Here is a 13,431-nt window from a genome sequence, read left to right as displayed (position 1 = left end):
CCGGGCTTTCCCGCAGGGCAGAGGAACAAGCGTGGCGTCCAACACGGTAATCTCCGGCTTCCTGCCCGAGCACAAGCTGGTGCTGGTGAGGGCGTGGGTGGAAATCCACCGTGAGGAACTGCTGGCCAACTGGCACGCGGGCGGGCCGGAAGGGGAATTCTTCAGGATGGAGCCGCTACGGTAGCGGCTACGCGGGAAAGCGGACAAATGAAAAACGGGCGCCGAAGCGCCCGTTCTGCCGTTCAAACGCCGGAAAGACGATTAGAACTTGTGGCGGATGCCGAGGTTGAAGCCCTTGGTGTAGGGGTCGTTCTCAACGGCGCCCGAGGTCGACTTCAGACCGAGGTCATCGGAGGTCTTGGCGTAGGCGGCGTACAGGTTGGTACGCTTGGACAGATCGTGGGTGTAGCCCACGGCCCACTTGGAGCCGTCCAGATCTTTGTTGGCACCCTTGCCTTCGAGATCGAACTCACTGTAGGACACCAGCACCTTGCCGGCGGCGCCGACCGGGACGGCCGCGCCGAGCACCCACTGCTTGCGCTTGTCGTGAGTGGCGGCGGCCTGGTCATAGTCGATCTGGCCGTAGATGGCGCTCAAACGCACCGGACCAAAGTCATAGGCGCCCGCCAGGTCCCATTGCTTGAAGTCGACAGCCCCGTTGTCGATCTCGGCGCGCTGATAGTTCACGCCGGCGACCAGAGGACCGTTCTTGTAGACCGGGTTGATGGCCCAGACTTCGAGGTCTCCGCTCTTAAGAGCCTTGGGAGTGCTTTCTTCATCGTCCAGGCCGTCAGCGGTATAGGCAGCGGTGACGGTGAAACCGCCGAAGTCCGGGGAGATGTAGGCGGCGACGTTGTTCAGGCGGGTGACCTTGGAGTAGGCAGTGGCGTAGGTACCGACGGTGCCGTCACCGAAGGGGTCGATGCCGGCCAGGAACTGGTGCTGCGGGGTTTCCAGGCGGCCCAAGGCCACGGTACCGAACCCGCCGACCAGAGCGAGGTACTGTTGACGGGCAGTCGAACCCTGGAGGTTATCGCTATCGGTGCCGTGACCGATGCCGTAGTTCTGGTCATTCTTGATGCCGTATTCCAGCACGAAGGCAGCCTTCAGGCCGTTGCCCAAGTCTTCCACGCCGCGGAAACCGATGCGGCTGCCGGACTGGATGCCGGAGTCGATGCCGGTGCGGCTGTCGTGGGTGCTCGAACCGGAGTGGTGAGCCACGCCGACGTCGACGATACCGTAGATGGTCACGTTGGACTGGGCGAAAGCCGGAGCGGAAACCAGACCGGCGACAGCCAGTGCAATCAGTTTCGTTTACATGTGCCCGGCCCAGCCCCCAAGAATGCCTGGAAACCCCAGGCCCCGCATGCTTTTGCGCACGGTTCCGACGCGGCGCAACAGACATGCGGCTGCTTGTTGACCACGCCCTCCGCCGGGATTCCGTTCAAAAAACCGTACTTCAATGCAAAACGCCCCGCAGCCGGTGCAAACGCAGGCCGTACCGGCCGCGGGGCACGATGCATGGCAACGCCCTGCCCGAAACCGCCAGCCCGGAACGAGCCTCACATCACACCATTGTTGCGTGAATACAACAGAACACCTCCGAAAAGACAGGTTCCCCCGTCCAGTCCTTGCACCGTCACATTGGGGTCGCACACGGCTTCCAGAATCGGCCCGACTTCTCGCTTAGAGAGTCCCACGGGCCGCGGGAAACCGCGCCCCCCAACGTCATGCAAGGAGATTCACATGCAGAAGAAACTGATCGCGCTGGCCGTCGCCGGCCTGGTTTCCGCCCCCGCTTTCGCCCAGTCCAACGTCACCATCTACGGCGTCGTAGATATCGGCGTCGACCACCGCTCCGGTTCCGACACCTACGATTCCCGTACCGCCCTCGACAGCGGCCTGCAATCCGGCAGCCGCATCGGTTTCCGTGGCGTGGAAGACCTGGGCAACGGCCTCAAGGCGTCCTTCGTGCTGGAGCAATCGATCAAGGCTGACCTTGGCGAAGGCTCGGGCTACACACGCCAGTCCTTCCTCGCCCTGTCCGGCGGCTTCGGCACCGTGGCCCTGGGCCGCCAGGAAACTCCGCAGCACCGCTTCGTGGATGCCATCGACCCGTTCGGCGGCGGTACCGTCGGCCAGGCCAATGGCGTCTACGCCAAGACTGCCGACCGCCTCAACAACGTCTTCGCCTACGTCACCCCGGATTTCGGCGGCTTCAGCCTCACGGCCGCCTACACCCTCAACGGTACCGCTGACGAATCCGCCATTACCAAGGGCCAGCCCGACACCGATCTCGAAGTCTTTGCCCTGCACCCGGTTTACAAGAACGGCCCGCTGCACGTCGGCCTGAACTACATCCATACGGAAGCGGAAGCCGCCACTGGCGACCGTGAATCCGACACCTGGGAGCTGGGCGCCGCCTACGACTTCGGCGCCGTGCGCCTGAGCGCCCTGTACGGCGAGATCGATTACGACAACGATGCCAACTACGGCGACGACACCCGCAAGCAGTGGATGGTGGGTGCCAGCGTCCCGGTCGGCAGCGCCGGCAAGTTCGCCGTTTCCTACGTGACCGCCGAGTTCGATGACCTGGACCGCGAAGGCAAACAGATCGCCGTGGGTTACTTCCACGACCTGTCCAAGCGTACCAACCTGTATGTCGCCTACGCCAAGCGTTCGGATGAAATCCTCTTCAAGACCAGCGGCTCCGGCGCAGTCGACAACGGTACGGGCTACGAGAAGGGCTTCAACCTGGGTATCCGCCACAAGTTCTGATCGCCTTTCACGATCCGCATGACCAACGGGCGCTTCGGCGCCCGTTTTTCATTGCCCCCGATTGCTCCTTCCAATACCGCACCACGCGCAAATCACCGTAACGACCGGGCAGTGTTGCAAGAACGCTACAGTTTCTTTCCAGCTCCGTGACTTTTCCTTGTCGGAAACTTGTCACCTGCTGTCGCGATTAGCAGAATCCTCACAACTTCTCGTTAGAGAGGTCCACAGGCTGCGGGAAACCGCTGCCTCTACTTCAAGCAAGAGGAGATTTACATGCAGAAGAAACTGATTGCGCTGGCTGTCGCCGGTCTGGTTTCCGCTCCGGCTTTCGCCCAGTCCAACGTGACCATCTACGGTATCGTCGACATCGGCTTCACGCACTACTCCGGTTCCGAGTGGCTCGACAACCGTTCCGGCATCGATTCCGGCCTGCAGTCCGGCAGCCGCATCGGCTTCCGCGGCGTGGAAGACCTGGGCAACGGCCTGAAGGCTTCCTTTGTGCTGGAAGAATCCATCGGCGTGGACCTCGGCACCGGCGGCAACTATACCCGCCAAGCCTTCCTGGCCCTGTCCGGCGGTTTCGGTACCGTCGCGGCCGGCCGTCAATACACCCCGCAGTTCCTGCTGCTGGGCAAGGTCGATCCGTTCGAGACCGGCACCGTGGGTGACATCAACTACGGCCGTGGCGTGTACCTGAACGGAGCCTTCGCTGCCCCGGACACCATCCGTCTGAACAACCTGCTGGCCTATATCTCCCCGAGCTTTGGCGGCTTCAACGTCATCGCCGGCTACACCCGCAACGGCCTCGGCGACGAAGAACTGACCGTGGATGGTGCCGACAGCGGCGACGCCAAGATCTGGGCGATCAACCCGAACTACAGCAACGGCCCCCTGTTCGTCGGCCTGAACTACCACCAGGTCAAGATCGACGCCGGCGACTACAAGGACAAGGTGTGGGATCTGGGCGCCGCCTATGACTTCGGCCCCGTCCGCCTGTCCGCCGTCTATGGCCAGCTCAAGACCGACTCTGCCGTCACTGACTTCAAGACCAAGCAGTGGCTGATCGGTGCGAGCGTGCCGGTCGGCACCGCCGGCAAGGTGCTGGCGTCCTACGCCCGCAACACCATCGATGCGGACGGCGCTCCCGAAGCCAAGGCCCGCAAGTGGGCGCTGGGCTACACCCACGATCTGTCCAAGCGGACCAACCTGTACGCCGCCTACGCCAAGATCAACACCAACGACGAAGCCGACGGCCTCTTCTCGGTTTACAAGGGCAGCCTGACCACCGGCGTCGATTACGCCAAGGGCCTCAACGTCGGTATCCGCCACAAGTTCTAATCATCTCGGATGGTTTGAATGGCAAGCGGGCGCTTCGGCGCCCGTTTTTTTGTTTACGCCCGATGAGGGCGGTGCGCATTCCGATCGATTGGCTTACGAACACTAGCAATTATTTGCCGAACCAGGGCCGTGCCGTCCCAGCGGAACTTCCTCGCGGTGACACTTCTGGCCCCAGCGCGTAGAATCGCGCATCCGCGCACAGGCATCCTGATCGGGCCAGAACCCCATGAAAGGCATCATCCTCGCCGGCGGTGCCGGCACCCGGCTGCATCCGGCCACGCTGGCCGTCTCCAAGCAACTGCTGCCGGTGTTCGACAAGCCGATGATCTATTACCCGCTGAGCACGCTGATGCTGGCGGGCATCCGCGACATCCTGGTCATCTCTACGCCGCAGGACACACCGCGCTTCGAGCAGTTGCTGGGCGACGGTTCCCGCTGGGGCCTGCGTCTGCAATACGCGGTGCAGCCCAGCCCGGACGGACTGGCACAGGCCTTTCTGATCGGCGAGGACTTCATCGCCGGCGAACGCTGCGCCCTGGTGCTGGGTGACAACATCTTCTACGGCCACGACTTCCATCTGCTGCTGAGCAAGGCCGCCGCACGCTCCGAGGGGGCCAGCGTCTTCGCCTATCACGTGCACGATCCGGAACGCTACGGCGTAGTGGAGTTCGACACCGCCGGCAAGGCCCTGTCGCTGGAGGAAAAACCCGCCCGCCCGAAATCCCGCTACGCGGTGACCGGGCTGTACTTCTACGATCCCCAGGTCGTGGAGTTGGCGCGCAGCCTCAAGCCTTCGACGCGGGGGGAACTGGAGATCACCGATCTCAACCGGCTGTACCTGGAACAGGGTCGCCTGTCGGTGGAAATCATGGGCCGCGGCTACGCGTGGCTGGACACCGGCACGCACGAGAGCCTGCTGGACGCGAGCCAGTTCATCGCCACGCTGGAAAGGCGCCAGGGCTTGAAAGTGGCCTGCCCGGAAGAGATCGCCTGGCGTAACGGATGGATCGACGACGACGCGCTGGGCGCGCTGGCCAAACCCTTGGCCAGGAACCGCTATGGCCAGTACCTGCTGAATCTGCTGCAGGCGAAGGTGTTCTGATGCAGGCCACCCGCCTGGCCATCCCCGACGTCATCCTGTTCACCCCCAAGGTGTTCGGCGACGAACGCGGCTTCTTCTTCGAAAGCTACAACCAGCGGGTCTTCCGCGAGGCCACTGGACTGGCGCCCGAGTTCGTGCAGGACAACCACAGCCGCTCGGTGCGCGGCGTGCTGCGCGGCCTGCATTACCAGATGGAGCCCCATGCGCAGGGCAAACTGGTACGGGTAGTCCACGGTGCGGTGTTCGACGTGGCGGTGGACATCCGCCCCGGCTCACCCACCTTCGGCCGCTGGGTGGGTGAAACCCTTTCCGCCGACAACAAGCTGCAGTTGTGGATTCCGCCCGGCTTCGCGCACGGCTTCCTCACACTTAGCGACACGGCGGAGTGCCTATACAAGACCACCGACTTCTACTCCCCTGAGCACGAACGCTGCATCGCCTGGAACGACCCCGACTTGGCGATAGACTGGCCGCTGGATGGCATGCAGCCCGTTATCTCCGCCAAGGATGGGCAGGGTGGTACGCTGCGGGCGCTTCTGCGGTGAGTTCGCCTGCCTGCAGCAGTTACGCTCGGCGGACTTGTTCGTTCAAGGCTCCGCGCCGCGCATCCGTGGCATGTTGGCTGCGCAGGTACCAAGAATACACAAACCCGCCGACTAGGGCGTTAAGCAGGAAACCCGAGTCGTACATGATGTAAGACTCGAACAGGTTGACCGTTGCCCAGAAAGGGTAGAACGCACAGGCGAACAGGAATACATCGGTCGGTATCCACCCCTGACGCCAGGCCGCCACGGTACGCCAGGCGACCAACAGGACGATGGTGATCATACATGCCATGACGGCCCCGCCTACGTTGAGCAGGGTTTCCAGGTATGAGTTGTGGAGATGGCCGAACTGATTCTTGAAACGCTCATCGAAATAAGGCGACAGCTCGATCAGCCTCGATGCGGCGCGCCCTCCCCAGCCGAAAACCGGCCGTTCGGCAATCCAGTCGAGTGCTGCAGCCCACGTGCCAATCCTTACCTTGATACTGCTACGTGGTACCGTTTCCAGCCGGGCTGTCTCCTTGATCGTTTCGATACTGACTGCTTCCGCTGCCAAGCGCTTCGCGACGATGTCACCAGCCCAGAAGTAGAGCGCTGCCGATCCCACCAGTACGACGCCGGCACCCGCGACTACCCATCGCACGACGGTACGGCGGTCTATGGAACGACGCCGGACGAACAGTGAACCTACGCCGAAGAGCAACGCGACAAACCCGGAAAGAAGAAGCCCAAGCCAAGTCGCGCGCGTCTGCAGAGTAACAACGAAGTACATTGCCATCAGGATGAAAGCAACGGAAAGCACCAGTACCGGCCCCCGTGCCCTGGGCGGAGAGGAAGATACGGCCCGTGGCAGGAAAATCACCGCAGCCAACAGTGCACTTGAGAACAGGATGGCTGCGTGCTCCCAATTATGGAATCCAAAAGTGACCCGTTTCAGGCGCCAACTGGCCGCCCAGTCACCTGCGGGCACAAACCACAACAGATGAACAAGCAGCCCGATGCCGGCACTGAGCAGGAGCAGAAACGGCGAGACCCGCGGCATCACAGCCGCACCATATGCCACTACGACGAAGAAGCAAAAAGCGGGGATGTACTTCCTTGCCGATGAACCACCGAGTAAAGCTTCTGGCACCGTGAACCGCTGCCACACGTAGCCGGCCACTACCAGCAGCGCCAGCACTGCACACAACTGAACCACCCGGTCCCGGTGAATCGGCTGCACACCTATCAGCGCGCCCAGCACCAGGAGCCAGAACATGGTACGGGCCAACCAGTCGGTGGCCCCGGCCGAGAGGAACCAGATGGCGGGAAAAGCAATCGTCAGCAACGCGAATGCCGGCCCGTACCAACGCTTCATATTGTCCATCACCACACCGTCAGGTTTCATATCATCATGGACGACCATAGGTTTCGACCATCGCTTGGATCTGGGCATCGTTGCCGTGCCGATGCCGGTTCCGCTTCCAGAGACTCACCTGCTGACTGCCCGGCCAGTTGACTTGGCCATGCCGGGTGCCGGAATGCACTTCAAAGCGGCCGTTACGGCGCACCATCCAGTACAGCCAGACGTCGTCGGCTTCGGGACACAGCCGCATGAAGGCATCCCGGTCCAGCACGTCGGGGTGGAAGCAGCCCGCCGGATAGAACACGCCCAGGCAGCCGGTGGCGAAGTTGCGCGGGTCCTCGGTCTGGTCGCTGATGTTCTTCGGCCATTCCCGATAGGAACGGATGCCGTGCCCATCGCAAGCGACCTTGTGCAGGCGGTGGGCCACGACCTTGCCCGGAAACCGTTCCGCGGCCACGACCAGTTCCTTCAGCCAGTCGGACCAGTAGTACAGGTCGTCGTCGGCGGTGACGATGTCCGCTTCCGGAAAGCTGGACAGCGTCGGGATGATCTTCTTGAACGACCGCAGGTCGTCGCAGTATCGAATCTCCAGCCCTTCCTGCTGCAAGGCTTCCACGGCCGCCGGAAGCGCGCTCCGGTCTGCCTCGGCGAGCCACAGGATGACCCTGTCCGGGCGGACGCTTTGCGTCAGCAGGCTCCTGAGCGTGAGATGCAGGGAAGAAAAACGCTTGGGATACGAGGTCAGTGAAACGACCAGCTCCCGGTTGCGACCGTGCGCTGGCGCTGGACGGCGGAAGCGCCAACGCAACGCGAGTTTCAATCTGCACCAGAGGGCACGCAGGCGTCTACGCAGTTTCTTTATCATTCTTTGTCGGTAGTGAGCCGTCTGCCTGCAGCAGGCATCGTTCGGACAGGAGGCATCCCGCCTCCACGGACTTCTGCCGGAAAGCGGTCATGCGCATACTCAGTGGACGCACCGCAGCATCCAGGGGTACTTGATTCTGGCAATCAGCCGGTCGAAGAAGGGCGGGGCTTTCGCTGCAGGCATCGGCGCGGCGATCGCCAGGGCGATCAGCTCGCCCAGCCTCGAGAAGGTGAAGTGCTCGTTTGCATGGCGGCGGCCCGCAGCGGCCAGCCGGTCGCACAGTTCGGGCGAATCCCGCAGCATCTTCAACCGCTCCACGGCTTCTTCCGCGCTTCGATAGAGCACGACGTTTTCCATGTCCTTGAAGCCGACGGCTTCGTTCTCCTCCGCCCCCTGGTCCTGGGCCAGCAGGACGCAGCCGGCGGCCATGGATTCGAAGTTCTTCAGCATGTATTCGCCCATGCCCGTATCCACGCTCACGAACACACGGATCCGGTTCAGCATCTCCGCATAATCCCCGCCCGGGTTGGTGCGCGTCACTTCCAGCGGAAACCCCTCTCCGATGGCTTCGAGCGTCCTGCGGCGCGCCGCATAGGACTGATTGTTCGTACTGCCGAGAAAAGCGGCGAAGATGTCGCGTTCCCGGCCTAGGTCCGTGATCACACGGTCGTCGAACCCCTTGGGGACAAACCTCGCGTCGATGCCCTCGCTACGCAGGCGCCGGGAAACCCCGCAGCCCGACGAGATCACGCGACATCCGGGAAGGGCACGATAGAACTTCGAGTACTGCCCGAAGCGCTTGTCTTCGGACGCGTAGTTCTGCCAGGCGTCGTACTCGAAAAAGACCAGGCCCGGGACGAACGACAGCACGCGCACCTGCCCCTTGAGCCGCTTGAGACGCGAGTAGATGACGACCCGGTCGTACCCGGAGGGGGCATGATCGCGGAAGAATCCGGCGAGGTTCTGCTGCTGCGCCTCGTCGAGACGAAAGACGTCGCACTGGGGAAGGTGGCTCGAAATCGATTCGTACAAGGTGTCGAGAATGGTCCTGCGCCGCTCCATCAGCAGCAACATCGTTTTCATGTCAGTTCGGCTCGGTATGGAATGTTGTCTTGAAGTAGATCGCCGAGGTGCGGCGCGGCCCTTGCGGCGGCTCGATCGCCGAAGGGCCGGGCATCACGCCGTGGCTTCGCCCTTCACCACCAGAATGTCTTCCATGATCAGGTACTGCAGATCTGAACCGAAGAACATGTTCAACGCATCCGTGGGCGAGCAGATCATCGGCTCGCCACGGCGGTTGAGGGAGGTATTAAGCACCACGCCGTTGCCGGTGAGGCGTTCGAGTTCCTTCATCAGGTCGTAGTAGCGCGGGTTGTACTCGCGCTTCAGAACCTGGGCGCGGGCGGTGCCGTCCTCGTGCACCACTTCGGGCACGCGCTCCTTCCAGCCGGCGGCCACCTCGAAGGTGAAGGTCATGAAGGGGGCGGGGTGATCCGTGCCCAGCATCTGCGAGCCGACGGTGTCCAGCATGCTGGGGCAGAACGGGCGCCAGCGCTCGCGGAACTTGATTTGCTCGTTGATGCGATCGGCCACGCCGGGCGCGCTGGGGCAGCCGAGGATGGAACGGCCGCCGAGCGCGCGCGGGCCGAATTCCATGCGGCCCTGGAACCAAGCCACCGGGTGGCCGTCGGCGAGTATGCGGGCGATGCGCTGGGGCACGGCGGTGTCGCCGTCGGCGATCTTCTCCCACTGTGGCCGGGCCGGATGGCGGGCGCAGGCGGCGATGACGTCCTCGTTGCTGTACGCCGGACCGAGGTAGACGTGCTCCATCTTCTCCACCGGCACGCCGCGCGCGACCGACACGTAGGACGCCGCCCCCACCGCCGTGCCGGAATCGCCGGAGGCGGGCTGGACGAAGAGTTCCTTCACCTCCGGCCGGGCGATGATCTTCTGGTTGAGCTTGACGTTGAGCGCCCCGCCGCCGGCGAAGACTAGCTTGCCGGTTTCGCGCAGGATGTCGCCCAAATAGTAGTCCATCATCTGCAGCGCGAGGTCTTCGAACAGCTTCTGCATGCTCGCGGCGTAGTGGATGTAGGGCTCGTCGGCGACGTCGCCGTGGCGCATGGGTCCTAGCCAGTCGATGAGCTTGGGCGAGAAGTAGTAGCCCTTGCCCTTCTCCTTGTAGCGCCGCAGGCCGATGACGTTGGCGAGCTCGGTGTCGATCAACAGTTCGCCGTTCTCGAAGCGGGCCAGGCGGGAGAAATCGTACTTGTACGGGTCGCCGTAGGGTGCCATGCCCATGACCTTGTATTCGCCGTCGAGCATCTCGAAGCCGAGGTACTCGGTGATTGCGCCGTACAGGCCGCCGAGCGAATCCGGATCGTAGAACTCCTTGATCTTGTGGATGCGGCCGTTCTCGCCCCAGCCGAAGAAGGTGGTGGCGTACTCGCCCTTGCCGTCGATGCCGAGGATGGCGGTCTTCTCCTGGAAGCCAGAGAGGTGGTAGGCGCTGGAGGCGTGGGTGAGGTGGTGCTCCACGGGCACGATCTCGGTGCGGGAAAGATCGAAGCCGAGCTGCTGCAGGCACCATTCGATGCGGCGCTTGTAGCGGTGGAAGCGCCTATTGCCGGTAAGGATTGCGTCCAACCCGCGATCCGGCGCGTACCAGTAGCGCTTGGCGTAGTGCCAGCGCGCCGGCTCGAAGATGCTGATGGGCGCGAAGGGGATGGCGACCGCGGTAACGTCCCTGGGCCTGATGCCGGCGAAGTCCAGGCAGAAGCGCGCCGCCTCGTAGGGCATGCGGTTCTTGGCGTGCTTATCGCGCACGAAGCGCTCTTCCTCCGCTGCGGCAACGAGCTTGCCGTCGATGTAGAGGGCAGCGGAGGGGTCATGGGTAAGCGCGCCGGAAAGGCCGAGTACAGTCAATGCCACAGGGAATCCTCAGAATCGGGAGTGGCGCCCGCGACCTCAAGCCCCGGGGCCAGACAGGGGGCGGATTATACCTCCTCCGAGGCGACATCCGGCCCAGTCCCCCAGCACTACCGGTCCCAGACGGCTGCTTGCCATATCAACTGACCGTCTGAACGCGATTGGCAGATAGCCGTAGAACCACCTTCTGGCGTACTCGGAATAGGGTATCGACACAAACCGCGTAACACATCACGGGTGTCCGGCCCTTCGATATGATGCGATAATGCGCGCCCCCTCGCAGATTCAGCCAGCCATGCATAACAGCCAGCCAAGCCCGCAGGCATACGCGGATAGCGAAATCGACTTGTTCGAACTGTGGCAAACCCTCGTCCGGCGCAGACTGCTCATCCTTGCAAGTCTCACTTTCTGTCTCGCCACGGGCGTAGCTTTTGCGCTTCTATACCCGCCCGTATATGAGGCCAACGTCAAGCTGCGCATCGGCCAAGTCCAGGCCAGCGACGGATTGCTCGAAAATGCAACGGAGCTAGCTGCGCGGATCATTGCGGAACACGGCGAGGAAGTAGCCGAGGGCATCAAGCGTGACCGCCCCTTCGTGACCGGCGTCAGCATCGAGAAGGGCATCACCACGACTCTGCAGCTGACCGTCGAAGGCGATACCCCCGAAGATGCGGCACGGCTGCTGCGTGATGTCGCCAATAGTGTTCAAGCCCGGCACAACGCAGTCTATGAGGAAAACCTCAAGCCTATATCTGAGCGGCTTGCGCGCCTGGGAGAGCAGCGCGCGGCACTGCAGCAGCAATTTGACGACATCACCGAGCAATTCGAATTGCTCAAGGAACGCGACAGCGTCCAGGCATCGCTCGTAATGCTGGAACGCGGCCCCATCATCAACTCGATCAACCAGCATGATGAGGAAAGGTTGCGCCTTGCGCAGCAAGTTACACCACCGCAAAGCCGTCCGACCGAGTTGCTCGGTGAAATCGTGGAACCGGCAAAACCATCCAAGCCCAGGAAAGTACTTGCTCTTGTGCTTGCTGCCGTGCTCGGTCTTATGGCGGGCATTTTCCTCGCCTTTGTGACTGAGTTCGTTTCAAGAATCAAGAATACTTCCAGCGAAAACGCCAGCTAACTCCGAACAGAGCACAAGTCTTGCCCCCGAACCACGTGCAGCACCGCCGCACCTTGCCCCCTCTTTCCATTACCCGGCGCCTGCTCAACATCGGTTTGCGCAGTGCCACGCTTACAAGCAAGTTCGCGCTCATCTTCGTGCTCGCGAAATTTCTCGAACCCGCCGATGTCGGCCTCTACGGCCTGTTTGCCGCCACCATTATGTTCGTGCTCATGGGGCTGGGGGCAGACTTCTACACCTATGCCAGTCGCGAGATGATCGTTTCCAGACGCGACCTATGGGCGGCGATGATTCGCGATCAGGGGGCGTTCTTCCTCATTAGCTACACTTTTCTTCTACCGGTCTGCCTGATCCTGTTCGGCGTGGAGTTACTACCTTGGCATCTTGCCATATGGTTTTTTCCTCTTTTGGCCTTGGAACATATCGCTCAGGAACTCAACCGTTTACTCGTCGCCCTTTCGTATCCACTCTGGGCAAGTATCGTGCTGTTTGTCCGTTCGGGTTTGTGGGCAATTGTCGTGGCCATCTGGCTATGGTTCGACCCTAGTCAGCGCACACTCAATTTCGTCCTTTCAAACTGGCTCTGCGGGGTCATCGCCGCCTGCGTGCTTGGCCTCGTTCCATTGCGCAAGCTGAACACGGCATCCTTGGCCCTCGCCATAGACTGGCATTGGATCCGACGTGGCATTCGTATCGCCCTCCCCTTTCTCGTCGCGACTCTTTCACTCCGCGCCCTATATACAGTCGATCGTTACTGGATCGAATCGCTGGGCGGTGTCGAGGTCCTTGCGGCTTATGTACTCTTCATTGGTTTCGCAAACGCTCTGAACAGCTTCATGGATGCGGCCGTTTTCTCCTTCGCCTATCCAGCCTTGATCGCCTCCGCCAGCAGGCAGGACCACGCGGCCCTCAAGTTACAGATGCGCCGCCTCATGATCCAGACTACGGTGGCCGTCATCGTTCTCGCCAGCGGACTGCTCATCGCTGCTCCGTGGGTCATCGATTGGCTCGACAATCCGATCTATGCTCAGCACTATCCGCTTTTGTACTGGACGGTGCTCGGCGCAGTACTCTTTGCCCTCAGCATGGTGCCGCACTATGGTTTATACGCCCTTCGCCGCGACCGCCCCATCATCCTGACTCACCTCGTTTCCCTACCTCTGTTTGCTATCTGCACGCTGATCTTCACCACCCCTCTCGACGATCGTGCCGTCCCGGCCGCAGCGGCTGCGGCCTTTGCATTTTTATTTGGAGCAAAATACATGGCCTTCCGCCGCAGTAGCGCATCCATTGACGGCCACCTCTGATTTGTACTACACACACGTCACTACTCACGACCCATGCTTACCGACCAAACCATACTCGTCACCGGTGTATCGATTCGATCTCGCAGAGCGC

At 61.9% G+C, this 13,431-nt stretch carries 12 protein-coding genes; 7 read left to right on the top strand and 5 right to left on the bottom strand.

Annotated elements, in window-relative coordinates; genetic code table 11:
• The first annotated feature begins 31 nt into the window (after positions 1 to 31).
• Positions 32 to 184: a DUF4160 domain-containing protein gene (locus E6O51_RS22295; RefSeq protein WP_230976834.1), complete on the top strand. Its 153-nt coding sequence runs from the start codon at positions 32 to 34 to the stop codon at positions 182 to 184.
• A 77-nt stretch (positions 185 to 261) separates the two neighbouring features.
• On the opposite strand, the gene E6O51_RS17635 is transcribed toward E6O51_RS22295, so the two are convergent.
• Entirely contained in the window at positions 262 to 1,299 is a 1,038-nt protein-coding gene (locus E6O51_RS17635; RefSeq protein ID WP_269140109.1) for a porin, read from the bottom strand.
• Between the two features lie 447 nt (positions 1,300 to 1,746).
• Between E6O51_RS17635 and E6O51_RS17630 the strand changes: the two genes are divergently transcribed.
• From E6O51_RS17630 to rfbC, 4 genes are all read left to right on the top strand, one after another.
• Complete coding sequence (locus tag E6O51_RS17630) at positions 1,747 to 2,778, top strand: porin (protein WP_136386327.1); 1,032 nt, start codon at positions 1,747 to 1,749, stop codon at positions 2,776 to 2,778.
• Between the two features lie 273 nt (positions 2,779 to 3,051).
• On the top strand, positions 3,052 to 4,116 hold the full coding sequence (locus E6O51_RS17625; protein WP_136386326.1) for a porin: 1,065 nt from the start codon (positions 3,052 to 3,054) through the stop codon (positions 4,114 to 4,116).
• A 226-nt stretch (positions 4,117 to 4,342) separates the two neighbouring features.
• Positions 4,343 to 5,218, top strand: coding sequence for a glucose-1-phosphate thymidylyltransferase RfbA (gene rfbA, locus E6O51_RS17620; protein ID WP_136386325.1), 876 nt, complete (start codon positions 4,343 to 4,345; stop codon positions 5,216 to 5,218).
• Positions 5,218 to 5,763, top strand: a complete 546-nt coding sequence (gene rfbC / locus E6O51_RS17615; RefSeq protein ID WP_136386324.1) for a dTDP-4-dehydrorhamnose 3,5-epimerase — start codon at positions 5,218 to 5,220, stop codon at positions 5,761 to 5,763. The genes rfbA and rfbC overlap by 1 nt, the downstream gene beginning before the upstream one ends.
• A gap of 19 nt (positions 5,764 to 5,782) precedes the next feature.
• Here the strand turns inward: rfbC and E6O51_RS17610 are convergent, their stop codons facing one another.
• The 4 genes from E6O51_RS17610 to E6O51_RS17595 all read right to left on the bottom strand — a co-directional run bounded on the left by E6O51_RS17610 (position 5,783) and on the right by E6O51_RS17595 (position 10,904).
• Positions 5,783 to 7,129 (bottom strand): O-antigen ligase family protein, encoded by a 1,347-nt coding sequence (locus E6O51_RS17610; RefSeq protein ID WP_211091453.1) that lies wholly within the window; start codon positions 7,127 to 7,129, stop codon positions 5,783 to 5,785.
• Between the two features lie 25 nt (positions 7,130 to 7,154).
• The gene (locus E6O51_RS17605) at positions 7,155 to 7,973 is read right to left on the bottom strand and encodes a glycosyltransferase family 2 protein (RefSeq protein WP_136386322.1); all 819 of its coding nucleotides are present in this window, start codon (positions 7,971 to 7,973) and stop codon (positions 7,155 to 7,157) included.
• 99 nt (positions 7,974 to 8,072) lie between these two features.
• Positions 8,073 to 9,056 (bottom strand): glycosyltransferase family protein, encoded by a 984-nt coding sequence (locus E6O51_RS17600; protein ID WP_136386321.1) that lies wholly within the window; start codon positions 9,054 to 9,056, stop codon positions 8,073 to 8,075.
• 93 nt (positions 9,057 to 9,149) lie between these two features.
• Complete coding sequence (locus tag E6O51_RS17595; RefSeq protein WP_136386320.1) at positions 9,150 to 10,904, bottom strand: carbamoyltransferase family protein; 1,755 nt, start codon at positions 10,902 to 10,904, stop codon at positions 9,150 to 9,152.
• A gap of 292 nt (positions 10,905 to 11,196) precedes the next feature.
• Here E6O51_RS17595 and E6O51_RS17590 point away from each other — a divergent pair, with 292 nt between their 5' ends.
• Together E6O51_RS17590 and E6O51_RS17585 are read left to right on the top strand one after the other, a co-directional pair.
• The gene (locus E6O51_RS17590) at positions 11,197 to 12,033 is read left to right on the top strand and encodes a Wzz/FepE/Etk N-terminal domain-containing protein (protein WP_168735318.1); all 837 of its coding nucleotides are present in this window, start codon (positions 11,197 to 11,199) and stop codon (positions 12,031 to 12,033) included.
• Positions 12,034 to 12,068: 35 nt separating this feature from the next.
• Positions 12,069 to 13,340: a lipopolysaccharide biosynthesis protein gene (locus E6O51_RS17585; protein ID WP_136386318.1), complete on the top strand. Its 1,272-nt coding sequence runs from the start codon at positions 12,069 to 12,071 to the stop codon at positions 13,338 to 13,340.
• The last annotated feature ends 91 nt before the right edge of the window (positions 13,341 to 13,431 follow it).

Source organism: Pseudothauera rhizosphaerae, from assembly GCF_004801305.1.
In the GTDB taxonomy this organism is placed as follows: Bacteria; Pseudomonadota; Gammaproteobacteria; order Burkholderiales; family Rhodocyclaceae; genus Pseudothauera; species Pseudothauera rhizosphaerae.
Note: the sequence above shows the minus strand (reverse complement) of the source record. Positions and strands in the feature narration are given on the sequence as shown.

Excerpts from the sequence above, each read along its gene's own strand:
- E6O51_RS17590 (WP_168735318.1), top strand. The coding sequence starts at position 11,197 with ATGCATAACAGCCAGCCAAGCCCGCAGGCATACGCGGATAGCGAAATC.
- E6O51_RS17605 (WP_136386322.1), bottom strand. The coding sequence starts at position 7,973 with ATGATAAAGAAACTGCGTAGACGCCTGCGTGCCCTCTGGTGCAGATTG.
- rfbA (WP_136386325.1), top strand. The coding sequence starts at position 4,343 with ATGAAAGGCATCATCCTCGCCGGCGGTGCCGGCACCCGGCTGCATCCG.
- rfbC (WP_136386324.1), top strand. The coding sequence starts at position 5,218 with ATGCAGGCCACCCGCCTGGCCATCCCCGACGTCATCCTGTTCACCCCC.
- E6O51_RS17630 (WP_136386327.1), top strand. The coding sequence starts at position 1,747 with ATGCAGAAGAAACTGATCGCGCTGGCCGTCGCCGGCCTGGTTTCCGCC.
- E6O51_RS17610 (WP_211091453.1), bottom strand. The coding sequence starts at position 7,129 with ATGGACAATATGAAGCGTTGGTACGGGCCGGCATTCGCGTTGCTGACG.
- E6O51_RS17625 (WP_136386326.1), top strand. The coding sequence starts at position 3,052 with ATGCAGAAGAAACTGATTGCGCTGGCTGTCGCCGGTCTGGTTTCCGCT.
- E6O51_RS17600 (WP_136386321.1), bottom strand. The coding sequence starts at position 9,056 with ATGAAAACGATGTTGCTGCTGATGGAGCGGCGCAGGACCATTCTCGAC.